This is a genomic window from Blastococcus sp. MG754426, assembly GCF_021699055.1.
GTDB lineage: Bacteria > Actinomycetota > Actinomycetes > Mycobacteriales > Geodermatophilaceae > Blastococcus.
This window is the reverse complement of record NZ_SSXC01000067.1, coordinates 1-24,745: the sequence shown is the minus strand read 5'-3', so window position 1 is coordinate 24,745 and position 24,745 is coordinate 1. Positions and strand designations below refer to the sequence as shown.

The window sequence follows — 24,745 nt, the reverse complement described above, 5'->3', positions numbered from 1 at the left end:
GCGGCCAGCCGGTTCGACGCGGTGAGCAACGCCCCCAGCTGCTCGATCAGCTGCGACCCGAACCGGCCGGCCAGCTCCTCACCGGCCAGGTCGTCCAGCACGGCACCCAACCGGGCCACCGGATCGGACGAACCTGTCGAACACATGTACGCATGCTACCGCCGGACGCCGACACCCGCGACCCGAAAGCCCAGGTCAAAGCCCTGTCCACAGATGGCGCAGAGCCCTTGACGGCCCCGCCGACTCCGGGTCGGCAGCCGGCGCGCTCGACAGCGACCGACCCACGTCAGCGACCGGGCGGCGGCAGCAGGCCGCGCTCGACGGCGACCAGCACCGCCCGCGTCCGGTCGTCCACCCCGAGCTTCGCGAACACCCGCAGCAGGTGGGTCTTCACCGTCGCCTCGCCGATGAACAGCTCCCGGCCGATCTCGGCATTGGTCAGCCCGCGCGCCACCCCTCGCAGGACCTCGAGCTCCCGGGCGGTGGGCGCCTCGGCCGCCGGGGCTCGCAGCCGCGACACGAGCCGGGCGGCGACCGGCGGCGCCAGCACGGTCTCCCCGCGCGCCGCCGCTCGGACGGCGTCGGCGAGCTGCGGCAGCGGGACGTCCTTGAGCAGGTAGCCGGTCGCCCCTGCCTCGACCGCCCGCACGATGTCGGCGTCGGTGTCGTAGGTGGTCAGCACGAGCACGCGGACGCCCGGGTGCGACGCGGCCAGCCGCTCCGTCGCGGTCGCGCCGTCCATCCGCGGCATGCGCAGGTCCATGAGGACGACGTCGGGCGCCGTCCCCGCCACCACCGCCAGCGCCTCGAGGCCGTCGCCCGCCTCGCCGACCACCGCCAGGTCGTCCTGCGCATCCAGCCACCCGACCAGCCCGCCGCGGACGACGGGGTGGTCGTCCACCACCACGACGCGGATCACGACCCCGGCACCCGGACGGTCACCCGCGTGCCGGCGCCGGGCGACGAGGCGACGTCCACCTCTCCGCCGACCGACGCGACCCGGTCGCGCAACCCGTCCAGCCCGGCCCCTTCCGCGCGGACGGGGTCGAAGCCCACGCCGTCGTCCTCCACGTGCACCGACACCCGGCGAGCGTCCCCCTCCCCCACCGCCGACAGCCGGATCGCCACGCTGCGGGCACCGGCGTGCCGGCGCACGTTGGTCAGCGCTTCCTGCGCGCCGCGCAGGAGGACGACCTCCTCGTCGCGGCGCAGCGCCACCCCGCCGTCCAGCGCGGAGGTGTCCACCCGCACCGCCAGCCCGGTCTCCCGGCCGAACCGCTCGGCCAGCCGGGCCAGGGCCTCGACCAGGGTGGAGCCCTCCAGCGCCACCGGCGCGAAGGCGGCGACCACCGCCCGCGCCTCCTGGAGGTTGTCCCGCGCCACCTCCTCGATGACGCCCAGCCGGTCACGGGCGGCGTCGGCCCCTTCCGGCAGCTGCGCCGCGGCGGTCTGCGCCAGGACGACGATGCTCGTGTAGCCCTGCGCGAGGGTGTCGTGCACCTCGCGGGCCAGCCGCTCGCGCTCGGCCAGCACACCGCGCTCCCGTTCGGCGGCGGCCAGCTCGGCGCGGGTGCGCTCCAGCTGCTCGATGAGGTCGGCGCGCCGCGCGCTCTGGTACAGCACCCGGCTGACCCACAGCCCCAGCGCCAGGCTGAAGACCATGCTCACCCCGGTCGAGAGCAGCACGTCGCGCGCCTCGTCACCCGACCCCGCCCGCAGCACCGGTCCGACGGCGCTGGACACGGCGAGCAGCACGGTCCAGGCGATGCCGGTCGCCGTCCCCTGGACGACGAACCACACCTGCGGGTAGGCGAGGAAGAGCATGAAGAACAGCACGGGCGCGGTGAAGCCGAGCGCGGCGAACGACGCGACGAGCACGCTCAGGTAGACGACCGCGTGCACCGGCCGCCCGCCGCCGATCGCCCGGGCACCGAAGAGGGCGTAGGCCGCGGCGAGGACGCCGAGGACGGTGAGCGCGGCGACCGGCCGGCCCTCGCCGTCCTGCAGCCCGACCGCGGTCACGACGGCCAGCACCCAGACGGCGACGGCGACGACGTGCAGGCCGGCCAGCGTGGCCTGCCAGCCGCGCTCGGTCAGCGGCTCGCCGCCGCCCTCCTCCACCGGCTCGGGGAGGAAGGCGGCAGCCAGCCGGTCGCGCAGCATCATCCGCCGCTCCTGCGCCAGCGGAAGGTCCGGACCACCACCACGACGCCGATGATCACCCATGCGGCCAGCACCGCGGCAGTCATCGGGTGCTCCCAGCTGCCAGCGGGCTCGGCGGCGGCCGCCGCATCGGGGAGGAACACCGACCGCATCCCCTGGGTCATCCACTTCAGCGGGAACAGCGCCGCCACCTGCCGCATCACCTCGGGGAGCTCCGAGTAGACGAAGAAGACGCCCGAGACGAACTGCAGCACGACCGCGATCGCGGGGATGCCGGTGCCCGCCGACCGCGCGCTGCCGACGAACGCCGACACCGCGATGCCGAGAACCGTGCCGGCGAGCGCGCCGAGCAGGGTGATCCAGGCGAAGGTGAGCCACCGGCCGGCGTCGGTGGGCAGCGGGATGTCGTACACCAGCGCGGCCACCGTGAGCAGCACCGCCAGCTGGACGACGGTGGTCACGAGCACCTGGCCGGCCTTGCCGATCGCGTAGGCGGCCGGCGGGGTGCCGAGCACCTGCAGCCGCCCGAGGTCGCCGCGGTCCCGCTCCTCGGCGATGGCGATGCCCACCGCCTGGAAGCTGGTCAGCATGATGCCGGTGGCCGCAATGCCGGCCAGGAAGTACCGGTCGAAGCCGACCCCGGGCGACACCTCCTGGTCGCCGAACACCGACGCGAAGATCAGCAGCATCACGACCGGGTAGGCGAACGAGAAGACGACCTGCCCGGAGTCACGGGCGAAGAGCCGGAGCTCCAGGCCGATGCGGGCCCGGCCGATGGTCGCCGCACCCGGCGGCGCGGGTCGGGTACCGGGCGCGGCCGGGTGCGTCGTCGCGGTGGTCATCGGGGGTCTCCCTCGGAGGTGCCGCCGACGAGCCGGAGGTAGACGTCCTCCAGGTGCGGGCGGGTGACGGACAGGTCGGGGATCTCGCCGGAGGGGGTCGCGGCCAGCAGGTCACGCAGGACGGCGGACGGTTCGGGCGTGACGACCGAGCGCGGTGCGCCGTCCTCGGTCCAGCGCACGGTCGCCTCGCGCCGCAGCGCGGCACCGAGCGCATCGGGTGGGGCGACCTCGACGAGGCGTCCGGCGGCGATCACGCCCACGCGGTCGGCCAGCTGCGCGGCCTCGTCGAGGTAGTGGGTGGTGAGGAGGACGGTGGTGCCGGCCTCCCGCAACCCCTCCACCAGCGTCCAGAACTGCCGGCGCGCCGCGGGGTCCAGGCCGGTGGTCGGCTCGTCGAGGAAGAGCAGCTCGGGCCGCCCCTGGACGCCGAGCGCCACCTCGAGCCGGCGGCGCTGCCCGCCCGACAGCGCGTCGACGCGGGTGCGCGCCGCGGCCTCGAGCCCGACCGCCCCCAGCAGCTCGTCGCTGCCCTGCGGCTGGGCGTGGTAGCGCGCGTAGTGGTCCACGGTCTCCCGGACGGTGAGCGCGTCACCGGCGCCGGTGGTCTGCCCGACCACGCCGACGCGGTCGCGCCAGCGGCGGTCGCCGGTGGCGGGATCCTCCCCCAGCACCGCGACGTGGCCGGCGTCGCGGCGGCGCAGACCGGCGAGGATCTCGACCGTCGTGGTCTTCCCCGCCCCGTTGGGCCCGAGCAGCGCGAAGACCTCGCCGCGCCGGACGTCGAGGTCCACGTCGTCCACGACGGCCCTGCCGCCGTAGCGCTTGACCAGCCCGCGCACGCGCACGGCCGGTGCCCCGTCGGTCGCCGTCCCCCGGAGGAGCGGCGCCGGTCCTGTCGTCGTCATGCCAGGAGCATCGCGGCGGGCGGCCGGCGCGCGGGACGACCGACCTGCTGGGCCGCCGTCCACCGACCGGTGGACCCCGGGCGCCACGGCCGTGTCCGAAAACCGCCGGAGCCGGTGGCTCCGCGCTGGCATGCTCGGCGTCGTGAGCGAGCTGCTGGACCACGAACGCTGCTACCGCGCCGTCGCCGGCCGGGACGCGCGCTTCGACGGCTGGTTCGTCACCGCGGTGCGCACCACCGGCATCTACTGCCGTCCCTCCTGCCCGGCCCGGACGCCGCTGGCCCGGAACGTCTCCTTCTTCTCGACGGCGGCCGCCGCGCAGGGCGCCGGCTACCGCGCCTGCCGCCGCTGCCGCCCCGACGCCGTCCCCGGGTCCCCCGAGTGGGACGTGCGGGCCGACGTCGTCGCCCGGGCCATGCGGCTGATCGCCGACGGCGAGGTCGAGCGGTCCGGGGTGCCGGGGCTGGCCGCCCACCTCGGGTACTCCGAGCGGCAGCTGCACCGGCTGCTGGTCGGCGAGCTCGGCGTCGGGGCGCTCGCGCTGGCCCGCGCCCGGCGCGCGCAGACCGCCCGGGTGCTGCTGGAGACCACCGGCCTGCCGGTCACCGACATCGCCTTCGCGGCCGGCTTCGCCAGCGTGCGGCAGTTCAACGACACGGTGCGCGAGGTGTTCGCCACCACGCCGACCGAGCTGCGCCGCGCCCGCCGGTCCGCCCCGGCCGGGCAGCCCGGCTGGCTGACGCTGCGGCTCGCCGCGCGGGCGCCCTACGCCGCCGAGGAGGTGCTGCTGTTCCTGGGCGCGCACGCCGTCCCCGGCCTCGAGGAGTGGGACGGCACCACGTTCTCCCGCGTGCTCGACCTGCCGCACGGGCCGGCGGTGGTGCGGCTCTCGCCGTCGGCCGACGGGGGGCCCGGGGTCACCGCGCAGCTGCGGCTGACCGAGCTGCGCGACCTCGGTGCCGCGGTCACCCGGTGCCGCCGGCTGCTCGACCTGGACGCCGATCCGGCCGCGGTCGACGGCGCCCTCGCTGCCGACCCCGCGCTCGCCCCGCTCGTCGCCGCCGCCCCCGGGCGCCGGGTGCCGGCCTCGCCCGACGCGGCCGAACTCGCCGTCCGGGCCGTGCTGGGGCAGCAGGTGTCGATAGCGGGTGCCCGCACGCTCACCGCGCGGCTGCTGGCCGCCGGCACGCCGCTGGCCGAACCGGTCGGCTCCCTCACCCACGCGTTCCCCCGCCCCGCCGCGCTCGCCGACGCCGACCTCACCGCGGTGGGGCTCACCGGGGTGCGCCGCCGCACGGTGGCCGCCCTCGCCGGGGCGCTGGACCGGGGCGCCATCGCCCTGGACCCGGGTGCCGACCGGGAGGAGGCCGGGCGCGCGCTGCTCGCCGTACCGGGCATCGGCCCCTGGACGGCGGCGCTCGTCGCGCTGCGCGGCATGGGCGACCCCGACGTCTGGCTCCCCGGCGACCTGGCGCTGCGCCGGTCGCTGGCCTCGCTCGGCAGCTCCGACGCCGAGGCCGCCACCCGCTGGCGCCCGTGGCGGTCCTACGCCGTGCTGCACCTGTGGGCGCTCGCCGCGCCGTCGTTGTTCACCCGCACGTCCAGCCTCCCGAGGAGCGCCTGATGACCGCATCCGCCCGCCACGCCACCGTCGCCACCCCGCCCGGCCCGTTCACCGTCGTCGTCGGGACCGACCCCGACGGCCGGGACGTCGTCCTCGCCAGCGGGTGGACCGCCGACGTCGCCGACCTCCTCGCCGTCGTGCACCCCGCCCTGCGCCCCGAGCACAGCGAGGCCTCCCCCCGGCTGGCGGTGCTCGACGCGGTCGAGGAGTTCCACGCCGGCCGGGTGGGCGCGATCGACGGCGTCACCGTCCGGCAGCGTTCCGGCCCCTTCCTGCAGGAGGCCTGGGACGTGCTGCGCACCGTGCCGGCCGGGCGGCCGGATACCTACGCGGCCTTCGCCGCACGCTGCGGCCGGCCGGCTGCGGTGCGCGCGGCGGCCAACGCCTGCGCCCGCAACGCGGCGGCCCTCTTCGTGCCCTGCCACCGGGTGCTGGGATCGGGCGGCGGCCTGGGCGGGTTCCGCTGGGGGACGCCGGTCAAGCGCTGGCTGCTCGACCACGAGGCGGCGCACGCCGGCGCGGCCGTCGGCTCCCGGGTTCGCGGGGCCGTGCGCTGAATCGTCGGACCCCTCCGGCAGGGTCTGGCCCATGGACGCCGCTTCCCTCTTCCTCGGGCTCCTCCTCGGCGCGCTGCTCGGTGCCGCCATCGCGCTGGGCGTCGTCACGCTGCTCGCCCGGCGCCGTCCGGAGGAGGCGGGGCTGGAACCGGTGCACGAGTCACTGGACCACCTGCACCGGCTGCTGGCCGGCATGGAGCGGGCCCGCGCCACCGCGCACGGGGAGCTCCGGGAGCAGATGGGCAGCGTCGGCCAGGCCTCGGCGCAGCTGAAGCACGAGACGGCCGCACTGGTCACCGCACTCCGCACGCCGCACGTGCGCGGGCGCTGGGGCGAGGTGCAGCTGCGACGCGTGGTCGAGGTCGCCGGCCTGCTGGAGCACTGCGACTTCGTCGAGCAGCCCGCCGGCACCAACGACGAGGGCGCCGGCGTCCGCCCCGACCTCGTGGTCACCCTCGCCGACGGCCGGCAGGTGGTGGTCGACGCGAAGGTGCCCTTCACCGGCTACATCGAGGCGGTGCAGGCCGAGGACCGTGACGTCCGCGCCCAGCGGGTCGCCGCGCACGCCCGGCAGCTGCGCACCCACGTCGACCAGCTGTCCGCCCGCCGGTACCCCACCGCGTTCCGTCCGGCCGCTCCGTTCACCGTCCTCTTCGTGCCCTCCGACGGCTTCCTGACGACGGCGCTGGAGGCGGAGCCCGGGCTGCTGGAGTACGGCTTCGCGCGGGACGTCGTGCTGGCGACGCCGAGCACCCTGCTGGCGCTGCTGCGCACGGTGGCCTACTCGTGGCGGCAGGAGCGGCTGGCCCGCGACGCCGACCAGGTGCTCGAGGTGGGCCGGCGCCTGCACGCCCGGCTCAGCACGCTGTCCGGGCACCTGACCCGCCTGGGGTCGGCCCTCTCCACCACGCTGACCCGGTACAACGAGACGGTGGGCTCCTACGAGCGCTCGGTGCTGACCGCCGCGCGGCGGTTCGACGACCTCGGGGTCGCCGAGTCGCCCGTGCCGGAGCCCGATCCGGTCGAGGCGACGATCCGCGCGCTGCGCCCCTCCGGGGACCTCGGGCACCTCGCACCGGCAGCTGCTCCGGCCCCAGCGGAAGAGCGCGACGGCACCTCCGGCTGACGCCCGGGCATGCCCGGCCGGACGGACTCGTCCACCCCGCGCGTCACAGCCACCACGCTGCGTTGCTGGGTCACCACCGGTTGCCTGCGACGCGACGGCGTCCTCCCACGAAGTGCCAGCTCGGGTCGCTACCGTGGCCCCCGTCGGTCGGCCAGCCGGGTCGTCCAGCGGAGCGGGACGGAGGTGCGCCATGGCCACGGCGAGCACGGCGGGCGCATGGCAGGGCGGCGGACGCCCCGAGCGGCCGTACCCCGCCCGCACCCCTCGTCCACCGGTCGGCAGCGAGCGGCCCGGTCGTCCGGCGCGCCCCGCGCGGACCGGACGCCCCCCGGTGCCCGGTCGCGCCGGAGAGCGCCTGCGCGCCGCGGAGCGCGAGCGCGCCGCCGAGCGGGACCACACCGACGACCGCTACGACCGGCCCGAGCCGTCCGCGCCCCGCCGGCGCGAGCCCGGCCCGCCGCGGCCGACCGCCGGCCGCCCCGCGCCGGAGCGCGCCCGGTCGCGCACCGCCGCGCCGGCGGCGGCGCAGGGCAGCCGGCTGCGCGGCTCGCTCGCCGTCCTCGGCGTCTTCCTGCTGACCCTCGCCGGCGGCGCCGTCGACTCCTTCCTCGGCATCGGCCTCGGCACGATCACGCTGGTGGCCCTGGCGCTCGGCACCTCGGCGGCCACCCTGCTGGTGCGGCGCCGCGACCTGCTGACCGTCGTCGTCGCGCCGCCGCTGGTGTTCACGCTCGTCGCCGTCGTCAACATCGCCCTGGCGCCGTCGGCGTCGCTCAACCTGCCGACGATGGCCACCCTGCTGGTGCGCGGGTTCCCGACCATGGCCGTGGCGACCGGCATCGCGGTCGTGCTCGCCGTCGTCCGGCTGGTCACCCGGCGCTGAGACACCCCGTCCACGACGAAGCCCCGGTCCGCGCAGCTGCGCGGGCCGGGGCTTCGTCGTACGGGGCGTGCGGGGGTCAGTCGCCGGCGCTCCGCTTCGCCTTCTCCGCGCGGCGCAGCTCGTGGGGCAGCGCGAAGACCAGGCGCTCCTCGGCGGCCTTCACCGTCTCGACGTCGGGGTAGCCGCGGGCGGCGAGCCAGTCCAGCACCTCGCTGACGAGGATCTCCGGCACCGAGGCGCCGCTGGTGACCCCGACCGTGCCGACGCCCTCCAGCCAGGCCTCGTCGATCTCCGACGCGTAGTCGACCAGATGCCCGGCGCGGGCACCGGCCTCCAGCGCCACCTCCACCAGCCGCACCGAGTTCGACGAGTTCGTCGAGCCGACCACGAGGACCAGATCGCACTCGGCGGCCATCTGCTTGACGGCCTGCTGGCGGTTCTGGGTGGCGTAGCAGATGTCGTCGCTCGGCGGCGACTGCAGGCCCGGGAACCGGGTCTTCAGCTGGTCGACCGTCGCCAGCGTCTCGTCCACCGACAGCGTCGTCTGCGACAGCCACACGACCTTCTCGGGGTCGCGCACCTGCACGTTGGCGACGTCCTCGGGGCCGTCCACGAGCTGGATGTGCGCCGGCGCCTCACCGGAGGTGCCCTCGACCTCCTCGTGCCCGCGGTGACCGATCAGCAGGATGTCGTAGTCGTCCCGGGCGAACCGCTTGGCCTCCTGGTGCACCTTCGTGACCAGCGGGCAGGTGGCGTCGATGGTGCGCAGCTGCCGGGCGGCCGCCTCCTCGTGCACCGCCGGGCTGACCCCGTGGGCGCTGAACACGACGACCGAGCCCTCGGGCACCTCGTCGGTCTCGTCCACGAAGATCGCCCCGCGCCGCTCCAGCGTGGCGACGACGTGCTTGTTGTGGACGATCTGCTTGCGGACGTACACCGGGGCACCGTGGATCTCGAGCGCCCGCTCGACGGCCACCACCGCCCGGTCGACGCCGGCGCAGTAGCCCCGGGGATCGGCCAGCAGGACACGTCCGCGCTGATCAGCCATGCCCACCACTGTAGGTGCGTCCGCGGACGGGGACCCGTACGCCGAGGTGGGACCGGACACGCCACCTCCCGGGTGGATCTGCCCACATCGCGTGTCGGCCCGCGAGTTGTGGGGCACGCTGTGCGGCATGGCCCGTGAGATCCCCGAGGTTGTCCGCGCCGCTGCCGGTCTGGCGGCCACCGTGCTCGACGAGGCGCGCAAGCTGCCCGAGACCCTGCCCGGCCTGCCGGTCCGCGCCATCGGCGCGGCCATGCAGCACGCGATGAAGGTGCAGCAGGCCTACGCCGGGCTGGTCGCCCGCGGCGACGAGCTGCTCGTCGGGCTGCGCGGCGAGGCCGAACCGGGGCTGGCCACGTTCGACGACGACGACGAGCCGGCCACGGGCTTCCGCGGCTCCGCGTTCGACCGCGCCGGCGGCATGAGCGACCAGGAGGTGGCCGACCTCCCCGACGACCCCGCCGCCGATGCGGTTGTGGCCGCGGTCGACGACCTGAGCCGCGACCTGGTGGAGGACCTGGCCGACGACGCCGCGGATCTCGCCGACGGGGCCGACCGCGCCCAGGAGGTGCTGGCCGACGAGCCCGTGGACGCGCCGGGCACCGAGGCGGTGCTCGAGGAGCTCGCGATCGACGAGGTCGTCCCCGAGGTGGCCGAGACCGACCCGCTCGACCGGGCGGACGAGGGGACGACGACCGCGGACGACGCGGTGGTCACCGAGGACGCCGGCGCCCTGGAGCGAGCGCTGCTGGAGTCCGAGCCGGCACCGGCGGCCGCGGCCGAGCAGCCCGACGGCGGCGAGAGCGTCGACGTGCTGACCCCCGACGGCGAGGTGGCGACCGTCGAGGCCGCGATCACCGACGAGGGCATCGCCGCCGTCGAGGGTGCCGGCGCCGACGTCGCCGTCGACGAGGGCGGCAGCCCGGTCGCCGCGGCCACCGGCGTGCGCACCGACGAGGGTGGCCCCGACACCGGCGAGACCGACGCCGCGATCGCCGAGGGGGCGGCCGTGGACGCCGTCGGCGAGACCTCCGACGCGCCGACCGACGACCCGCAGGGCGGCAGCGAGGTCTCCGGCGCGCAGGCCGCCGGCGCCGCCCCCGTCGACGGCTACGACAGCTTCTCCATCGCCCAGCTGCGCGGCCGGCTCCGCGGCTACCAGCTCGCGACGGTGTCCGACCTGCTGGCCTACGAGGAGGCCACCCGGGCGCGCGACCCGTACCTGCGGATGCTGCGCAACCGGCTGGAGAAGCTGGAGGAGCAGGCGGTCGAGTCCAGCCCGCTCGCCCCGCGCGGAACCTGAGCAAGGGCCCCTCTGCCCCCACGCCTCGCGAGCCCGGCGCGGGCCCCTGCAGAGGGGCCGTCGGGGGCGCCGGGGCGGTGTCGGCGGCATCTGACACCCTCGGGGCATGACCGCGCCGTCGTCCCCCGAGTCGCCGTGGCCGGTCCGCACCGTGGCCCGCAAGGTGGCCGACTGGATCGGCCGGCTGGGCGAGGTCTGGGTCGAGGGGCAGGTCGCGCAGCTGTCCCGGCGCGGCGGGGCGGCCACCGTGTTCATGACCCTGCGCGACCCGGCGGCCGACCTGTCGGTCCCGGTCACCTGCCACCGCGACGTCGCCGAGCGCCCCGGCCTCGAGCTGACCGAGGGTACCCGCGTGGTCGTGCGGGCCCGGCCCGACTACTACGTCGCCCGCGGGTCCTTCTCGCTGCGGGCCACCGAGATCCGCGCCGTCGGGCTCGGGGAGCTGCTGGCCCGCATCGAGCGGATCCGCCGGCTGCTCGCCGCGGAGGGCCTCTTCGACACCGCCCGGAAGCGGCCGCTGCCCTTCGCCCCCGGGGTCGTCGGGCTGATCACCGGCCGGGACAGCGCCGCCGAGCGGGACGTGCTCGTGACCGCGCGCCGGCGCTGGCCCGCGGTGCGCTTCGCGGTGCACCACTGCGTCGTGCAGGGGCCGCAGGCGGCGGGCAACGTGATCGAGGGGCTGCGGAAGCTGGACGCCGATCCCGCGGTGGAGGTCATCGTCGTCGCCCGCGGCGGCGGCTCGGTGGAGGACCTGCTGCCCTTCTCCGACGAGGGGCTGGTCCGCGCGATCGCCGGTTGCCGCACCCCGGTGGTCACCGCCGTCGGCCACGAGACCGACACGACGCTCGTCGACCACGCCGCCGACGTCCGGGCCGCCACCCCCACCGACGCGGCGCACCGGATCGTCCCCGAGATCGGCGAGCAGCGGCGGCTGGTCGACGGGCTGCGCGCCCGCGCCCGGCACCTGGTCGCCACCCGGCTCGAGCAGCAGGAGCGCTGGCTGGAGTCGGTCCGCACCCGCCCGGTGCTCGCCTCCCCCGACCGGCTGCTGCACGGCCGGGAGGACGACGTCCTCGGGCTGCGCACCCGCGCCCGCCGGACGCTCACCCACCGCGTCGAGGGCGCCGAGCGCGACCTCGAGCACGCCCGCGCGCGGGTGGCGGCGCTCTCCCCCGCCGCGACGCTGGAACGCGGCTACGCCGTCGTGCAGCGGGCCGACGGCGCGCTGGTGCGCGACCCCGCCGAGGTCGCCGACGGCGAACTCCTGCGCGTGCGGGTCGCCGGCGGCCGGCTGCCCGTCCGCGTCGACCGCACCGCGGCCCCCGACCCCGTCGCCACCACCCTCCAGGAGGACCCCGCATGAGCGCCGACGAGCGCACCCCCGAGCCGACGACGACCTACGAGCAGGCCCGGGAGGAGCTGGCCGACGTCGTCCGGCGGCTCGAGGCCGGGGGTCTCACGCTGGAGGAGTCGCTGACCCTCTGGGAGCGCGGCGAGGAGCTGGCCGGGGTGTGCCAACACTGGCTGGACCGGGCCCGCGAGCGCCTGGCGGCCGCCGCGCCCGCCGAGGAGGGCTGAGCCACCGGCCCGTCCAGGGTGGTCCGGCGGGGCGACCGGTGCCGGGGCCTCAGGCCGGGCGGCTGAGACCGGGTTCCGGGGTGACCGCGAAGCCGGCGTCGGCCAGGGCCGCGAGCAGCCGGTCCACCCGCTGCTCCACCGCGGGCGCCGACGAGGCCTCCACGCCGCCGGCCGCCTCGTCGAGGCAGCGGGCCAGCACCGTCCGCACGTCCACCGGACCGGCGGCCGGGGCGCCCACCGGGATCCGGGTCACCATCCCGCAGTCGCACGCGCCGCCGTCGACCGGCGGCCGGTGGTCGCTGCCGGGGCAGTCCTCGCGTGCAGGCATCCGGGTTCTCCTCGCTGCGGTGGGTTCCACGGGCGTCACCCCAGACTGCCCTGCGGACCGGCCGCGGCCGCCCGGACGCACCGGGTGTTCCCATGTCGTGACCTGCGCGACAGCGCAGCGGCTCAGCCCGTGAAGGGCTCCACCGCCCCCGCCACCTCGCGCAGCTCGCCGTCCCCGGCCGAGCCGGTGACGACCACGGTGACGCCGTCGGCGACCCGGGTGAGGGCGGTCTCCCCGCGCTGCGTCGTCGACTCGGTCCACTCCTCCCCGTCGATCTCGACCACGCCCTCCTCCGCGGCGCCGGCGAGCACGTCGAGGGCCTCGGCGTCGGCGTCGTCGGTCACCACGTATCCGGCGTAGTCGCCCGCCGGCGTGACGTAGCCGAGCTGCACCGTGACCGGCGACCCCTCGGGGGCGGTGCCGGCGTCGGTGCGCACGCTGGTGGGGCGGTAGTCCTCGCCCAGCGCGGGGATCAGCAGCGGGTAGACCGCGCGCGCCTCGGCGAGCCGCAACGTGCTCGTCGGGTCCACCTCGATGACCGGGTCGTCAGGGTTGCTGCGGAAGGCCTGCCACCACACGATCAGCAGGCAGATCACGACCAGCGGCAGCAGCGAGCGGAGCATGTTCGCCGCGCTCAGCCGGTTGGCGCGCTCGACGGCGGAGACCGGGGGCGGCAGCACCTCGGCCCCGGGCCCGGCTGGGTCCTCGGTGCGCGGGGGGTGCTGGCTCGACGGGCCGGATCCGGTCATGCCCCTAGGATCGCAGGCGAGCTCGCCCCACCTCGTTCGCCCATGGTCCCGTCCCGAGCGTTCCCGGGTGGGGGGCCGGGGTCCAACTGCCGGAGGTCCCGTGTCGCTGCCCCTTCCCGACGGTCCGCTGCCCACCACGGCCGGGCACCCGTTCAGCGCCGGCCGTCCGGCCCCCGACCGCAACCTGGCCCTGGAGCTGGTCCGGGTCACCGAGGCCGCCGCGATGGCCGCCGGGCGCTGGGTGGGCCGCGGTGACAAGAACGGTGGCGACGGCGCGGCGGTCGACGCCATGCGCGCGCTCATCGGCACGGTGAGCATGAAGGGCGTCGTGGTCATCGGCGAGGGCGAGAAGGACGAGGCGCCCATGCTCTACAACGGCGAGCAGGTGGGCGACGGCAACGGCCCGGAGTGCGACGTCGCGGTCGACCCGATCGACGGCACCACGCTGATGGCCAAGGGCATGCCCAACGCCATCGCCGTCATGGCCGTCGCCGAGCGGGGCGCGATGTACGACCCGTCCGCCGTCTTCTACATGGAGAAGCTGGCGACCGGCCCGGCGGCGGCCGACGCCGTCGACATCACCGCACCGGTCGCTGAGAACATCCGCCGCATCGCCAGGGCGAAGAAGAGCTCGGTCGGCGACGTCACCGTCTGCATCCTCGACCGGCCCCGCCACGAGCAGCTGGTGCAGGAGGTCCGCGAGGCCGGGGCGCGGATCAAGTTCATCACCGACGGCGACGTGGCGGGCGCGATCGCCGCCGCGCGCGAGGGCACCGGGGTCGACCTGCTGCTCGGCATCGGCGGCACGCCGGAGGGGATCATCACCGCCTGCGCGCTCAAGTGCATGGGCGGGGCGCTGCAGGGCCGGCTGTGGCCCAAGGACGACGACGAGCGGCAGAAGGCGATCGACGCCGGCCACGACCTGGACCGGGTGCTGCACATCGACGACCTGGTGCGCGGCGACGTCTTCTTCGTGGCGACCGGCATCACCGACGGCGAACTGCTGCGCGGCGTGCGCTACAGCGCGGGCGGCTGCACGACCCAGTCGCTGGTCATGCGCTCCCGGTCGGGCACCATCCGCTCGATCGACAGCCTGCACTCGCTGGAGAAGCTGCGCGCCTACTCCGCGGTCCCCTTCGATTCCTGACGCCATGACACTGCGGTCCTCGGGATCGCCCCGCCGCCGGGTGCCGTCCCCCGGTCGCGATGAGCCGCTGCGTCGCGCCTGCGCGGGACCCTCCGGGCCCCACTCGGCGTGACAGGACCCGTCCGGTTCGGGGCGGTGCCGGTCAGAACCGCGGCGGCGGGAGCGGCGGCGGAGCACCCGGCGCCGGTGGCTGCGGGGGCGGCTGGCGGTTCTGGGCGAGCCGGTCCATCAGCGCCCGCCAGCGGCTGGGCGACTCACCGGGGGCGAGGCTGCGCAGCCGCAGGTCGCCGAAGACGGCGCGCGCGTGGACGACGACCAGCGGCGTGCCCGCCAGCCGCGGCACCGGGGCCAGCTCCAGCTTCCGGTCGCCGAAGACCGTCCGCCCGTGCAGCTCACCGTCCACGCCCTCGGCGAGGATGACGTCGATGTCGCCGAAGACGGTGCTCACCGTCAGGTCGACCCGGTCGGCGTCGGTGCGGAGCCCGCGCAGGTCGATGCGGACGTCGCCGAACACCGTGCCGACCCGCCGCGGCGGCGTGGTGGCGACCGCCAGCGTGATGTCGCCGAAGACGCTCGTCACCTCCTCGGCCGCGCGCTGGCCCACGATCTGCACGGGCGGCAGGGCGTCCGGCGGCAGGTCGGCCACCAGCGCGTCGAGCTCTGCGCGGGTGACCGCCTCGTAGGCGGCCGCGGCCCGCTGCCCGAACTCGTCGAGGTCGATCCGCCCCTCGCCGACGGCCCTCTGCAGCTGCGCCACCACCGCCTCCCGCTCGGCGTCGGAGACGCGCACGGCCGGCGGCGGAGGGAGGTCCTCGGGAGAGCTCACGCACCCGGAGGCTAGCCGAGGAGGGCCCCGCTCAGGTCCCGGCGCTCACCCCAGCTCGGTGCAGGCCATGACCGTGTAGGCCTTGACCCGGCCCCCGCAGGTGCTGGCGTACTCCTCGTACGCCGACAGCGGCGGCGACTCGTACATCAGGTCGTCGCAGGCCTGCAGCTCACCACCGAAGCAGCTGTCCGCGTAGGCGTCGAGGGTCTCGTCGGGCCCGAGGTCCGCGGGCGCCACCGGCGGGAACTGCTCCACCGCCCCGCCCGGGACCCCGCCGTACCAGCCGCCGGCCTCCTCGCCGTAGGCGTCCATGGCGTCCTCCATCTGCGCCTGGCTGCCCTCGACCATCCCGTCGCGGATGCCCTCGGTCAACGCAGGCCCCAGCTCGGCCGCCACGGCGCGGCCGACGTCCTCGGCGCCACCGGCGACGACGACGCCCAGCAGCAGCGCCGTCGCCGCGGTGCCGACCACCAGCCCGCCCAGGGCGGCGCCGGCGAGCACCCAGCGGCCGCGGCGCGCGGACCCGGCGGCCGCCGGCGCGGGCACCGCCGGCGCGGCGGGCTGCCACGTGGCCCCCGCGGCCCAGTCGGGCACCGGCTGCCCGCCCGGCGCCGGCCAGCCCGGGGTGGGCGCCGGCCAGCCCGGACCACCCTGCGGCGGCGCCGACGACGGGCCGGTCTCCGGGGGCAGCGGCGGCTGGGACATGGGGCCCTCCTCGGGGCTCGGGCCGGCTCGGCACCGTGGCTCGCGCGCACGCTCCGGCGTGCACGCACCTCCTCGGCGGCCGCGGGCGAGGGCGGGACCGGCGGCCTCCCCCACGGGTGTCTAGGGTCCCGTGCGGAGCACTGTCACCATCCACACCACCGGGAGCACAGCGTGGCCCAGCAGAACGGCGCAGCGCAGGACGGCGGGGACTTCCGCATCGAGCACGACTCCATGGGGGAGGTCCGTGTCCCCTCCTGGGCCAAGTGGCGCGCGCAGACCCAGCGCGCCGTCGAGAACTTCCCCATCTCCGGCACGCCCATCGAGCGGGAGCTGATCGGCGCCCTGGCCGCGATCAAGGGCGCGGCGGCCACGGTCAACGCCGACCTCGGCGTCCTCGACCGCGGCATCGCCGACGCGATCGCCGCCGCGGCCGGCACGGTGGCCCGGGGTGACTGGGACGACCACTTCCCGATCGACGTCTTCCAGACCGGCTCGGGCACGTCCAGCAACATGAACACCAACGAGGTCATCGCCACGCTGGCCACCGAGTCCCTCGGCGCGCCGGTGCACCCGAACGACCACGTCAACGCCTCGCAGTCGTCCAACGACGTCTTCCCCTCGGCGATCCACATCGCGGCGACCCGCGCGATCGTCGTCACGCTGATCCCGGCGCTGCGCCACCTGGAGGCCTCGCTCACCCGCAAGGCCGAGGAGTTCGCAGAGGTCGTGAAGAGCGGCCGCACCCACCTCATGGACGCCACCCCGGTCACCCTGGGCCAGGAGTTCGGCGGGTACGCCGCGGCCGTCCGGTACGGCGTGGAGCGGCTCGAGGCGTCCCTCCCCCGCATCGGCGAGCTACCCCTGGGCGGCACCGCCGTCGGCACCGGCATCAACACCCCGCCCGGGTTCGCGGCCGCGATCATCGAGAAGCTCGCCGCCGAGCTCGAACTGCCGCTGACCGAGGCCCGCGACCACTTCGAGGCGCAGAGCTCCCGCGACGCCCTGGTCGAGGGCTCCGGCCAGCTGAAGACCATCGCCGTCGGCCTGGTCAAGATCGCCAACGACCTGCGGTGGATGGGCTCGGGCCCGCGCACGGGCCTCGGCGAGATCCAGCTGCCGGACCTGCAGCCGGGCAGCTCGATCATGCCGGGCAAGGTCAACCCGGTGATCCCCGAGGCGGTCATCCAGGTGGGCGCCCAGGTCATCGGCAACGACGCCGCCGTCACCTACGCCGGCACCACCGGCGTCTTCGAGCTCAACGTGACGCTGCCCCTCATGGCCCGCAACGTGCTGGAGTCCATCCGGCTGCTGGCCAACGTCAGCCGGCTGCTGGCCGACCGCTGCGTGGACGGGATCGTCGCCAACGTCGAGCAGTGCCGCACCTACGCGGAGTCCTCGCCGTCGATCGTCACGCCGCTGAACAAGTACATCGGCTACGAGGAGGCGGCCAAGGTCGCCAAGCAGTCGCTGGCCGAGCAGAAGACCATCCGCCAGGTCGTGGTGGAGCGCGGGTACGTCGAGCAGGGCAAGCTCACCGAGCAGCAGCTCGACGAGGCGCTCGACGTCCTCTCGATGACGCACCCCTGAACCGGCTCCCGGGCGGGTCGGCGACCCGCCGGCCCGCCCGGGACACGCCCCGGCGGTGGTCCGGGGAGAGCGCGACGGCCGGTGTAGGTTCCCCCGGTGCCGACCGGCCCCGAGGACGACACCACCCTGCCGATGCAGTGGGACAAGCTCGGGTTGGTCTGGACAGCGCCCGCGGAGAGCCGGCGCACCGGCGCGCTGCAGCCCACGCCCCTGCTGCTGGGAGACCGCATCCGGGTCTTCACCGGTTGCCGCGATGCCGCTGGCGCCAGCAGCGTCTGGTGGGTCGACCTCGACGCCGACGACCCCACCCGCGTGCTCGGTGAGGCGCGCACCCCGGCCCTGACCGCGGGCACCCCCGGCACCTTCGACGCCGCCGGCGTCGTCCCGTGCGCCGTGACCGTGGTCGACGGCACCGTGCGGCTCTACTACGCGGGCTACCAGCCGCCGGGCTCCGCGCAGGAGCGGTTCCGGGTGTTCTCCGGCGTGGCCACGGCGCCGGCGACCGACACCGCGTCCTTCACGCGGCTCCGGGACCAGCCGCTGCTCCGCACCAGTCCGGACGAGCGGCTGTTCCGCGTCGTGCACTCGGTGGCCCGGCTCGACGACGGCAGCTGGCGCTGCTGGTACGGGGCCGGCCACGAGTTCCGCCAGGGCCGCACCAAGCTGCTGCCGGTCTACGACATCCGGCAGATGAGCTCCCCCGACGGGCTGGACTTCCCCGACGCCGGTGACGTCGCCGTGCCCCTGGGCTCCCCGCAGGAACACCGGGTCGGCCGGCCGTTCGTGGTCCCCCACGAGCAGGGCTGGCGGATGTTCTTCGGCGCCGGCACCGAGGAGACCACCTACCGCCTCACCTTCGCCGACTCGGCCGACGGCGTCACCTGGCGGCGGCACGACGGCCTGCTCGGTCTCGACGTCGCCCCCGCGGGCTGGGACTCCGAGATGGTCGCCTACCCGGCCGTTGTCACCACCGGCGCGGGCACGTTCCTGCTCTACAACGGCAACGGCTACGGCCGGGACGGGTTCGGCGTCGCCGTCCTCCGCCGGGCCTTGCCGCTCATCCCCTGACCGGAGGACCCGTGACCGACCGCGCCAAGCCCCTCGTCATCGTCGGCGCCGGCGAGACCGCCGAGATCGCCTACGAGTACTTCACCGTGGACTCCGACCGGGAAGTCGTCGCCTTCGCCGTCGAGCGCCGGTTCCTGCCCGAGGGTGGCGAAGGACCCGACGGCGTGCCCTACGTGGCGCTCGAAGACCTGGCGGGCAGCCACCCGCCGGCCCGGGTCGACGCCTTCGTCGCGCTCTCCTCGACCTGGCTCAACCGGCTGCGCGCCCGCCTCTTCCACGAGGTCAAGTCCCAGGGCTACACCTGCGCCTCGTTCGTCAGCCCGCACGCGTTCGTGTGGCGCAACGTCACGATCGGCGAGAACGCGTTCGTCTTCGAGAACAACGTGCTGCAGCACCACGTCTCGGTCGGCGACAACGTCGTCCTCTGGAGCGGCAACCACATCGGCCACCGGACGGTCATCGAGGACCACGTGTTCGTCTCCTCGCACGTCGTCGTCTCGGGCTTCTGCCGGATCGGCTCCTCGTCCTTCGTCGGGGTCAACACCTCGGTGGGCGACAACGTGACCATCGGCGCCGACAGCGTCGTCGGTGCCGGTGCGGTGGTCGTGAAGGACCTGCCGCCGCGGGGCGTCTACGTCGGCAGCCCGGCCAAGCCCACCGGCGGGGATCCCTTCGATTCGTTCAAGGTGCCCGCCGAGCTTCGTTGACGGCGGTCAAGGCAGCGTCGCCAGCAGCACCTTCCGCGTTCCGGGCCGGGCGCCGACGCTGCGCTTGAAGTGGGCCAGCCCGAAGTTGGGGCTGCCGTCCTTCTCGCTCGAGGGGCCCAGGTCCAGCAGCCGCGCCCCGGTGCGCAGCGAACGCTCGACCAGCAGGTGCGCCAGCAGGTTCATCGGGGAGCGCTGCAGGCCGTGCCCGCCGTCGTCACCCCACGCGACCAGCAGGTCGACGTCGTCCAGCACCCGGTAGACCACCGCGGCCGCGACCGGCCGTTCCGCGTACCTCAGCAGGTGCAGCCGGACCCGGTCGGGGAAGGCCGCGCGGGCCCGCGCCAGGTACTCCGCCGGCAGACCCGCCGGGCGCCCGTGAGCCGCCCGGTTCGCCGCCAGGATGCCGTGGCACAGCGCGATGCCCTCGTCGTCGGCCACGTCCACCAGCTCGTAGGGCAGCGCCAGGTCCGCGCGCACGTCCCGCGCCCGCTTCTTCCCGAGCAGCGTCGAAGGGTCGCCGCCGGGGCCCAGCGGCGCGAGGTCGACCACCTGGTTGAGGTCGCAGTGCTCGACCGTGAACCCTGCCTGCAGCAGCGCGTACTCCAGCAGCGGCTCCGCGGGTGAGTACTCGGGGGGCCGGCACCGGATGCGCACGGCTTCGAGGCCCTCGGCACGGGCCCGTGCCAGCACGCCGTCCACGAAGCCGACGACGTCCCCCACGGTCGGGTCGGGACGGGCGAGGTCGGGCCCACCGAACGGGGCGCTGTGACCGGAGAGCAGCACGCCGTCGGCGACCACGCCGGGGAGAACCCCGACGAGGCGCCCGTCGACCCGGTGCTCGTGACACCAGCGGCGCTCCTCCGGGACGCCGTTCAGGTCGTGGAACCGCGGGTCGCCGAAGAGCAACCCACCACCGTGCACCTGCTCCTCCACCGACACGCTCCCGTCCTCGTCCGTACCGCCGATCCTCCCCTCTGCCGATGAGGGATCCGTGACGACGCACCTGGGAGCTCACACCGACCGCCGCTCGCTGACCCCCGGTCGCCGGGTGACCGACTGGAACCTGCGCCCGGAGGGCTCCGGTGCCGGCTGCCGGATCATCGACCTCCCGCGCGTCACCGACCCGCGGGGCAACCTCACCTTCATCGAGGGCGGGTCGCAGATCCCCTTCGAGGTCGCCCGCGTCTACTACCTCTACGACGTGCCCGGCGGGGAGTCGCGGGGCGGCCACGCCCACGAGAACCTCCAGCAGCTGATCATCGCCGCGGCCGGCAGCTTCGACGTCATCGTCGACGACGGCACCGAGACCTCTCGCTTCCACCTCAACCGCTCGTACTACGGCCTGCTGCTCCCCCGGCTCACCTGGCGGGAACTGGGCAACTTCTCCACGGGCAGCGTCTGCCTCGTGCTCGCGTCGCTGCCCTACAGCGAGGACGACTACTACCGGGACTACGCCGACTTCCTCGCCGCCCGGCGCGCTGCCGACGGCGCCGCCCGGTGACGGCCACCGCCACTGGGCGGCGCGTGCCGTTCCTGGATCTCCGCGCCCTGCACGCCGAGCTGCGCGAGGAACTCGCCGAGGCCGCGCTGCGCGTGCTGGACAGCGACCGGGTGCTGCTGGGGCCCGAGCTCGCCGCCTTCGAGCAGCAGTGGGCCCGCGCGACCGGCGCCGGGCACGCCGTCGGCGTGGGCAACGGCCTGGACGCCCTCGCCCTCGGGTTGCGCGCCCTGGACGTCGGCCCGGGGGACGAGGTGCTCGTCCCCTCGCACACCTTCGTCGCCACCTGGCTGGCCGTGCTGCACGTGGGCGCGATCCCGGTCCCGGTGGACGTCTCCCCGGTCACCGGCGCGTGGGAGGCCGACGCCGTCGATGCCGCGGTCACCGCACGCACCCGCGCCCTCCTCCCGGTGCACCTGTACGGGCACCCGGTGGACCTCCACCCGCTGCTGGAGCTGGCCGCCCGGCACGGCCTGGCCGTGCTCGACGACGCCGCGCAGGCGCACGGCTCCACCTACCGCGGCCGACCGGTCGGCGGGCTGACCTCGGCCACCGCGTGGAGCTTCTACCCCGGCAAGAACCTCGGTGCCCTGGGCGACGGCGGCGCCGTCACCACCTCCGACCCCGCCGTCGCCGACCGGCTGCGTTCGCTGCGCAGCTACGGGTCCACGGAGAAGTACGTGCACACCGAGGTGGGCTGGAACAGCCGCCTGGACGAGCTGCAGGCCGCGCTGCTGTCGGTGAAGCTGCACCACCTGCCGGCGCACAACGCCCGCCGCGACGAGCTCGCCCGCCGCTACACCGAGCGCCTCACGGGCTCCGGCCTGGTCCTTCCCGCCACCGTCCCCTGGGCCACCGCGGTGTGGCACCTGTACGTGGTCCGCACGCCCCACCGGGACGCGTTGCGCGACCACCTCGCCACCCGGGGCGTGGACACCCTCGTGCACTACCCGGTGCCCCCGCACCGCCAGCCCGCGTTCGCGGGCACCCGCCTGGCCGCGGCGCACCTGCCGGCGGCCGACGTCCTGGCCCGCGAGGTGCTCAGCCTCCCCCTGGGTCCCCACCTGACAGAGGAGCAGCAAGACACCGTGATCGACGCGATCGAGAGCTTCCGGCCATGAGCGATCCGCTCGTCAGCATCCTGGTCCCCACCTACAACGGCGAGCGCTTCCTCCGGCCGGCGCTGCGCTCGGCCCTGGAGCAGAGCTACCGGGAGATCGAGGTGCTCGTCGGCGACGACGCCTCCACCGACCGGACCGCCGCCATCCTGGCCGAGTTCGCCGCCGGCGACCCCCGGGTCCGCGTGATCCGCCACGACACCAACCTCGGCGGGTTCGGCAACCCCAGGCGGCTGCTCGAGCTGGCGCGCGGCGAGTACGTCAAGTTCCTCCTCCACGACGACGTGCTGGCCTCCAACTGCGTGCGGGAGCTGGTGCGCGGCATGCAGTCCACGCCCGGTGCCACCATGGCCTTCTCCCGGCGGGTGCTGATCGGGGATGACGGCCGCCCCCTGCCCGGTGGCCAGTTCGAGCCGCTGGTCGACCGGCCCGGCCGGATCGACGGCCGCGAACTGGGCGATGCGGTGCTGGAGAACTGCAACAACGTGATCGGGGAGCTGACCACCGTGCTCTTCCGGCGGGAGGACGTCGACCCCGCCGATCTCTGGCAGGTGGACGGCCGCCGGCTCACCGTGCTCGGCGACCTGGCGCTCTGGCTCCGGCTGCTCGCGCGAGGGTCGGCTTTCTACACCCCGAGCACGCTCAGCCGGTTCCGGTTGCACTCGACGCAGAGCTCCCAGGACCCCCGCATCCTCGCCAGGGGGCTGGGCGACTGGCCCCGGCTCATCGACTGGGGAGTCCGCGCGGGTTTCCTGGGTGACCCCCAGAAGCAGCGTCGCGCCAACGTGACGGCCCTGGCCATGGCCGTCGCGCGTGCCGGCGAGCTCGGCGGTGGCCCCGAGGCCCGGGCGATGCTGGAGGCCGCGTTCCTGGCGACGGCGCGCCTGGTGGAGCTGAACCTCCCGCCGACTGAGGGGGACCCGCGACCGCTCACCGAACGCGCGCACACCGCTCCGCTGCTGGACCGCTTCCGCCAGGAGCTCGACGTGTGGGCCGCGCCGTTCCCCGTCGCGCTCGCGCGGCTGGCCGCTCCGGAGCCGGGTGAGGTGCGGGCGGTGCTGGACGGGTTCCGCGAGGTGCGCTCCGCCGGAGCCGCCGAACGCTTCCTGCTCGCCGTCACCCCGCCCGAGCTTGAGGCAGCCGCCCCGCTGGTCGAGGTGGCCCTGGCCGACGGGGCCGACGTCGACGTGGAGCTGGTCCCCACGGACGAGCCCGCGGGGCTCGTCCGCGAGGCCTGGCTGGCCGTCGCCGAGCGCGGGGCGACCTGGCACGGTGGCCGGGCGGACGCGGTGTGGACGCTGCGGTCCGCGTGCACCGATCGCGCCGGAACCAGTAGCGTGACTCCCCGATGACCGAGACCGAGAGCGCCCCGGACGTATCCCTCCGCTACCCCGGTGGAGAACTGCCCCTGCCCGTCAAGCCCGGGACCGAGGGTGCCGACGGCATCGACACGAGCAAGCTGCTGGCCACGACCGGCAAGGTCGCGCTGGACATCGGCTTCGTCAACACCGCGTCGTGCACCTCGGCGATCACCTACATCGACGGTGACGCCGGGATCCTGCGCTACCGCGGGTACCCGATCGAGCAGCTGGCCGAGAAGTCCAGCTTCCTCGAGGTCACCTACCTGCTGATCTACGGCGAGCTGCCGACCGCCGACCAGCTGGGCGCGTTCGACCAGCGGATCCGGCGGCACACGCTCCTGCACGAGGACCTCAAGCAGTTCTTCAACGGCTTCCCGCGGGACGCGCACCCCATGCCGGTGCTCTCCTCGGCGGTGAGCGCGCTGTCGACCTTCTACCAGGACTCGCTGGACCCCTTCGACGAGGAGCAGGTGGAGATCTCCACGCTCCGCCTCATCGCGAAGCTGCCCACGATCGCGGCCTACGCGTACAAGAAGTCGGTCGGCCAGCCGTTCCTCTACCCGGACAACTCGCTGGGCCTGGTCGAGAACTTCCTGCGGATGACCTTCGGCTTCCCCGCCGAGCCCTACGACGTCGACCCGGACCTCGCCAAGGCGCTGGACATGCTCTTCGTCCTGCACGCCGACCACGAGCAGAACTGCTCCACCTCCACGGTGCGGCTGGTCGGCTCCTCGCACGCCAACCTGTTCGCGTCGGTGTCCGCCGGCATCAACGCGCTGTTCGGCCCGCTGCACGGCGGCGCCAACCAGTCGGTGCTGGAGATGCTCGAGGCGATCCGGGCCGACGGCGGAGACATCCCCCGCTTCGTCGAGCGGGTGAAGAACCGGGAGCCGGGCGTCAAGCTCATGGGCTTCGGGCACCGGGTCTACAAGAACTACGACCCCCGCGCCGCCATCGTGAAGTCGACGGCGGACACCGTGCTCGACAAGCTGGGCGGCAACAACGAGCTGCTCGACCTCGCCCGCCAGCTCGAGGAGATCGCGCTCAACGACGAGTTCTTCATCCAGCGAAAGCTCTACCCGAACGTGGACTTCTACACCGGGCTGATCTACCAGGCGATGGGCTTCCCGACGCGGATGTTCACCGTGCTGTTCGCCCTCGGCCGGCTGCCCGGCTGGATCGCGCAGTGGCGCGAGATGATCGCCGACCCGTCCACGAAGATCGGCCGCCCCCGGCAGATTTACACCGGCGAGACCGCACGGGACTACGTCCCCGCCGACGCGCGCTGAGCGCGGACCCCGTCCACCTCGCGGCGGGGCGCCACCGGGCCGGGTGACCCTGCGGGGTCACCCGGCCCGTTGCGTCCCCGGCCGGGTTCCCTACGGTGGGCGAGCCACCATCTCGAGAGGACCGCGCATGGCCGAGCTCCCCGACGAGGACCTCCTCGTCCTGCCGCCCATGCCCCTGGCCACCGGCCGGCTCCTGGAACCCGAGGGCGAGGGTGCGCCCGTCCGCATCGCGAAGGTGGAGCTCGTCGTCTCCACGGAGGACGGCGGCGAGCTGCGGATCCCCCTGGAGCACCGGCACGGCGCCTGGTGGGCGCCCTGAGCCGGCCACCCGGCCCC

26 protein-coding genes are annotated in these 24,745 nt (G+C 75.2%); 16 read left to right on the top strand and 10 right to left on the bottom strand.

Translation table 11 applies throughout. The annotated features are described in order from the left end of the window. Positions 1–286 precede the first annotated feature (286 nt). From E9549_RS17865 to E9549_RS17850, 4 genes are read right to left on the bottom strand one after another with little or no spacing between them, the layout of a single operon-like run. A complete protein-coding gene (locus E9549_RS17865) occupies positions 287–919 on the bottom strand; it encodes a response regulator transcription factor (RefSeq protein WP_236827943.1) in 633 nt (210 codons plus the stop codon). Continuing rightward, positions 916–2,166 carry a sensor histidine kinase gene (locus E9549_RS17860; protein WP_236827942.1) on the bottom strand — a complete coding sequence of 417 codons (1,251 nt, stop codon included), beginning with the start codon at positions 2,164–2,166 and terminating at the stop codon, positions 916–918. The genes E9549_RS17865 and E9549_RS17860 overlap by 4 nt, the downstream gene beginning before the upstream one ends. Beyond that, entirely contained in the window at positions 2,163–3,005 is an 843-nt protein-coding gene (locus E9549_RS17855) for an ABC transporter permease (RefSeq protein WP_236827941.1), read from the bottom strand. Before E9549_RS17855 ends, E9549_RS17860 begins: the two co-directional genes overlap by 4 nt. After that, positions 3,002–3,910: an ABC transporter ATP-binding protein gene (locus E9549_RS17850; protein ID WP_236827940.1), complete on the bottom strand. Its 909-nt coding sequence runs from the start codon at positions 3,908–3,910 to the stop codon at positions 3,002–3,004. The genes E9549_RS17855 and E9549_RS17850 overlap by 4 nt, the downstream gene beginning before the upstream one ends. Positions 3,911–4,052: 142 nt before the next feature. On the opposite strand from E9549_RS17850, the gene E9549_RS17845 reads away from it, so the two are divergent. The 4 genes from E9549_RS17845 (at position 4,053) to E9549_RS17830 (ending at position 8,100) form a co-directional block, all read left to right on the top strand. After that, positions 4,053–5,534, top strand: a complete 1,482-nt coding sequence (locus tag E9549_RS17845) for an AlkA N-terminal domain-containing protein (RefSeq protein ID WP_236827939.1) — start codon at positions 4,053–4,055, stop codon at positions 5,532–5,534. Further along, a complete protein-coding gene (locus E9549_RS17840; protein WP_236827938.1) occupies positions 5,534–6,091 on the top strand; it encodes a methylated-DNA--[protein]-cysteine S-methyltransferase in 558 nt (185 codons plus the stop codon). The genes E9549_RS17845 and E9549_RS17840 overlap by 1 nt, the downstream gene beginning before the upstream one ends. Before the next feature lie 31 nt (positions 6,092–6,122). Next, positions 6,123–7,217 carry a DNA recombination protein RmuC gene (locus E9549_RS17835; RefSeq protein WP_236827937.1) on the top strand — a complete coding sequence of 365 codons (1,095 nt, stop codon included), beginning with the start codon at positions 6,123–6,125 and terminating at the stop codon, positions 7,215–7,217. Positions 7,218–7,548: 331 nt separating this feature from the next. Beyond that, entirely contained in the window at positions 7,549–8,100 is a 552-nt protein-coding gene (locus tag E9549_RS17830; protein ID WP_236827936.1) for a DUF6542 domain-containing protein, read from the top strand. Positions 8,101–8,176: 76 nt separating this feature from the next. On the opposite strand, the gene E9549_RS17825 is transcribed toward E9549_RS17830, so the two are convergent. After that, positions 8,177–9,148 (bottom strand): 4-hydroxy-3-methylbut-2-enyl diphosphate reductase, encoded by a 972-nt coding sequence (locus E9549_RS17825; protein WP_236827935.1) that lies wholly within the window; start codon positions 9,146–9,148, stop codon positions 8,177–8,179. A 127-nt stretch (positions 9,149–9,275) separates the two neighbouring features. Here E9549_RS17825 and E9549_RS17820 point away from each other — a divergent pair, with 127 nt between their 5' ends. The 3 genes from E9549_RS17820 (at position 9,276) to E9549_RS17810 (ending at position 12,026) form a co-directional block, all read left to right on the top strand. Further along, positions 9,276–10,448 carry a lipid droplet-associated protein gene (locus E9549_RS17820; RefSeq protein ID WP_236827934.1) on the top strand — a complete coding sequence of 391 codons (1,173 nt, stop codon included), beginning with the start codon at positions 9,276–9,278 and terminating at the stop codon, positions 10,446–10,448. A 106-nt stretch (positions 10,449–10,554) separates the two neighbouring features. Beyond that, on the top strand, positions 10,555–11,811 hold the full coding sequence (xseA, locus tag E9549_RS17815; protein ID WP_236827933.1) for an exodeoxyribonuclease VII large subunit: 1,257 nt from the start codon (positions 10,555–10,557) through the stop codon (positions 11,809–11,811). Continuing rightward, a complete protein-coding gene (locus E9549_RS17810) occupies positions 11,808–12,026 on the top strand; it encodes an exodeoxyribonuclease VII small subunit (protein ID WP_236827932.1) in 219 nt (72 codons plus the stop codon). Before xseA ends, E9549_RS17810 begins: the two co-directional genes overlap by 4 nt. 49 nt (positions 12,027–12,075) lie before the next feature. On the opposite strand, the gene E9549_RS17805 is transcribed toward E9549_RS17810, so the two are convergent. After that, positions 12,076–12,354, bottom strand: a complete 279-nt coding sequence (locus E9549_RS17805) for a hypothetical protein (protein ID WP_236827931.1) — start codon at positions 12,352–12,354, stop codon at positions 12,076–12,078. Positions 12,355–12,476: 122 nt separating this feature from the next. Further along, positions 12,477–13,103: a DUF4245 domain-containing protein gene (locus E9549_RS17800; protein WP_236827930.1), complete on the bottom strand. Its 627-nt coding sequence runs from the start codon at positions 13,101–13,103 to the stop codon at positions 12,477–12,479. A gap of 100 nt (positions 13,104–13,203) precedes the next feature. On the opposite strand from E9549_RS17800, the gene glpX reads away from it, so the two are divergent. Beyond that, positions 13,204–14,250, top strand: a complete 1,047-nt coding sequence (glpX, locus tag E9549_RS17795) for a class II fructose-bisphosphatase (RefSeq protein ID WP_308113157.1) — start codon at positions 13,204–13,206, stop codon at positions 14,248–14,250. Positions 14,251–14,392: 142 nt separating this feature from the next. Here glpX and E9549_RS17790 read toward each other — a convergent pair whose 3' ends face one another. Together E9549_RS17790 and E9549_RS17785 are read right to left on the bottom strand one after the other, a co-directional pair. Further along, positions 14,393–15,076, bottom strand: coding sequence for a DUF1707 domain-containing protein (locus tag E9549_RS17790; RefSeq protein ID WP_236827929.1), 684 nt, complete (start codon positions 15,074–15,076; stop codon positions 14,393–14,395). Positions 15,077–15,121: 45 nt separating this feature from the next. Further along, the gene (locus E9549_RS17785; RefSeq protein ID WP_236827928.1) at positions 15,122–15,781 is read right to left on the bottom strand and encodes a hypothetical protein; all 660 of its coding nucleotides are present in this window, start codon (positions 15,779–15,781) and stop codon (positions 15,122–15,124) included. 171 nt (positions 15,782–15,952) lie between these two features. Here E9549_RS17785 and E9549_RS17780 point away from each other — a divergent pair, with 171 nt between their 5' ends. The 3 genes from E9549_RS17780 to E9549_RS17770 all read left to right on the top strand — a co-directional run bounded on the left by E9549_RS17780 (position 15,953) and on the right by E9549_RS17770 (position 19,143). Continuing rightward, positions 15,953–17,368 (top strand): aspartate ammonia-lyase, encoded by a 1,416-nt coding sequence (locus E9549_RS17780; RefSeq protein ID WP_236827927.1) that lies wholly within the window; start codon positions 15,953–15,955, stop codon positions 17,366–17,368. Between the two features lie 96 nt (positions 17,369–17,464). Then, the gene (locus E9549_RS17775; protein ID WP_236827926.1) at positions 17,465–18,436 is read left to right on the top strand and encodes a hypothetical protein; all 972 of its coding nucleotides are present in this window, start codon (positions 17,465–17,467) and stop codon (positions 18,434–18,436) included. Positions 18,437–18,447: 11 nt separating this feature from the next. Further along, positions 18,448–19,143: an acetyltransferase gene (locus E9549_RS17770; protein ID WP_236827925.1), complete on the top strand. Its 696-nt coding sequence runs from the start codon at positions 18,448–18,450 to the stop codon at positions 19,141–19,143. 6 nt (positions 19,144–19,149) lie between these two features. On the opposite strand, the gene E9549_RS17765 is transcribed toward E9549_RS17770, so the two are convergent. Further along, the gene (locus E9549_RS17765; RefSeq protein ID WP_236827924.1) at positions 19,150–20,082 is read right to left on the bottom strand and encodes a GNAT family N-acetyltransferase; all 933 of its coding nucleotides are present in this window, start codon (positions 20,080–20,082) and stop codon (positions 19,150–19,152) included. Between the two features lie 52 nt (positions 20,083–20,134). Here E9549_RS17765 and E9549_RS17760 point away from each other — a divergent pair, with 52 nt between their 5' ends. From E9549_RS17760 to E9549_RS17740, 5 genes are all read left to right on the top strand, one after another. Further along, positions 20,135–20,644, top strand: coding sequence for an FdtA/QdtA family cupin domain-containing protein (locus tag E9549_RS17760; protein ID WP_236827923.1), 510 nt, complete (start codon positions 20,135–20,137; stop codon positions 20,642–20,644). 23 nt (positions 20,645–20,667) lie between these two features. After that, positions 20,668–21,762: a DegT/DnrJ/EryC1/StrS family aminotransferase gene (locus E9549_RS17755; protein WP_308113155.1), complete on the top strand. Its 1,095-nt coding sequence runs from the start codon at positions 20,668–20,670 to the stop codon at positions 21,760–21,762. Continuing rightward, complete coding sequence (locus E9549_RS17750) at positions 21,759–23,111, top strand: glycosyltransferase family 2 protein (RefSeq protein ID WP_236827921.1); 1,353 nt, start codon at positions 21,759–21,761, stop codon at positions 23,109–23,111. The genes E9549_RS17755 and E9549_RS17750 overlap by 4 nt, the downstream gene beginning before the upstream one ends. Next, positions 23,108–24,409, top strand: a complete 1,302-nt coding sequence (locus E9549_RS17745) for a citrate synthase (RefSeq protein WP_236827920.1) — start codon at positions 23,108–23,110, stop codon at positions 24,407–24,409. Before E9549_RS17750 ends, E9549_RS17745 begins: the two co-directional genes overlap by 4 nt. Before the next feature lie 127 nt (positions 24,410–24,536). After that, positions 24,537–24,728 carry a hypothetical protein gene (locus E9549_RS17740; RefSeq protein ID WP_236827919.1) on the top strand — a complete coding sequence of 64 codons (192 nt, stop codon included), beginning with the start codon at positions 24,537–24,539 and terminating at the stop codon, positions 24,726–24,728. Positions 24,729–24,745: the final 17 nt, after the last annotated feature.

Coding starts and splice junctions, on each gene's coding strand:
- E9549_RS17860 (WP_236827942.1), bottom strand. CDS start 2,166: ATGATGCTGCGCGACCGGCTGGCTGCCGCCTTCCTCCCCGAGCCGGTG.
- E9549_RS17855 (WP_236827941.1), bottom strand. CDS start 3,005: ATGACCACCGCGACGACGCACCCGGCCGCGCCCGGTACCCGACCCGCG.
- E9549_RS17850 (WP_236827940.1), bottom strand. CDS start 3,910: ATGACGACGACAGGACCGGCGCCGCTCCTCCGGGGGACGGCGACCGAC.
- E9549_RS17840 (WP_236827938.1), top strand. CDS start 5,534: ATGACCGCATCCGCCCGCCACGCCACCGTCGCCACCCCGCCCGGCCCG.
- E9549_RS17835 (WP_236827937.1), top strand. CDS start 6,123: ATGGACGCCGCTTCCCTCTTCCTCGGGCTCCTCCTCGGCGCGCTGCTC.
- E9549_RS17825 (WP_236827935.1), bottom strand. CDS start 9,148: ATGGCTGATCAGCGCGGACGTGTCCTGCTGGCCGATCCCCGGGGCTAC.
- E9549_RS17820 (WP_236827934.1), top strand. CDS start 9,276: ATGGCCCGTGAGATCCCCGAGGTTGTCCGCGCCGCTGCCGGTCTGGCG.
- xseA (WP_236827933.1), top strand. CDS start 10,555: ATGACCGCGCCGTCGTCCCCCGAGTCGCCGTGGCCGGTCCGCACCGTG.
- E9549_RS17810 (WP_236827932.1), top strand. CDS start 11,808: ATGAGCGCCGACGAGCGCACCCCCGAGCCGACGACGACCTACGAGCAG.
- E9549_RS17805 (WP_236827931.1), bottom strand. CDS start 12,354: ATGCCTGCACGCGAGGACTGCCCCGGCAGCGACCACCGGCCGCCGGTC.
- E9549_RS17800 (WP_236827930.1), bottom strand. CDS start 13,103: ATGACCGGATCCGGCCCGTCGAGCCAGCACCCCCCGCGCACCGAGGAC.
- E9549_RS17785 (WP_236827928.1), bottom strand. CDS start 15,781: ATGTCCCAGCCGCCGCTGCCCCCGGAGACCGGCCCGTCGTCGGCGCCG.
- E9549_RS17750 (WP_236827921.1), top strand. CDS start 21,759: ATGAGCGATCCGCTCGTCAGCATCCTGGTCCCCACCTACAACGGCGAG.
- E9549_RS17745 (WP_236827920.1), top strand. CDS start 23,108: ATGACCGAGACCGAGAGCGCCCCGGACGTATCCCTCCGCTACCCCGGT.
- E9549_RS17740 (WP_236827919.1), top strand. CDS start 24,537: ATGGCCGAGCTCCCCGACGAGGACCTCCTCGTCCTGCCGCCCATGCCC.